1 pseudogene is annotated in these 520 nt (G+C 61.5%); it reads right to left on the reverse strand.

Annotated elements, in window-relative coordinates:
• A pseudogene (locus QCE79_RS33540) lies at positions 1-520 on the reverse strand (hypothetical protein); the annotation flags it as partial.

The raw sequence follows: 520 nt of genomic DNA on the forward strand, positions 1-520 counted from the left end.
ACGCGAACCAACAGCCGCCCGCTTTCTCGCCGTTCGCCAGCGCTGACTTGCGGCCCGACTCGTCGATCATCTCGACTGTCGTGATCGCGCCGTTAATGGTCACTGGCGCAATCAGGATTCGCCCTTCGAGGTGCGCCCCGCCGCACTGTGGACGGTAGCCGATCAACTTCAGAAGCTTCGTATCGTCGATTTCGTAAAGGGTATCAACAGCACTGACACCCTTGCGCAACAGATACGGATGATCGTCGCGTGCAGGCTCGGCCTTCTCGATGATGGCAAGCGCAAGCGATGCTGCATGCTTGCGTTTTACCTCTCGTTGCTGCGCGTCCTGCGCAACACGGGCGTCGCGCTCGGCACGGCGACGCTCGACTTCCTTCGGATCGACAACCGTGCCGACTTTCGAGCGCGTGTTGTAGCCGTACCGCTTCGCGATCGCGAACAGCGTAGCGATCGTGATTCCGGCGTCGGGACGGATCGAGCGCCAAGTGTCGCGCGTGTCAGCGGCCGAGTAATTCGGGCT

Origin of the sequence: Caballeronia sp. LZ003 (assembly GCF_031451465.1) — a bacterium.
Lineage (GTDB): Bacteria > Pseudomonadota > Gammaproteobacteria > Burkholderiales > Burkholderiaceae > Caballeronia.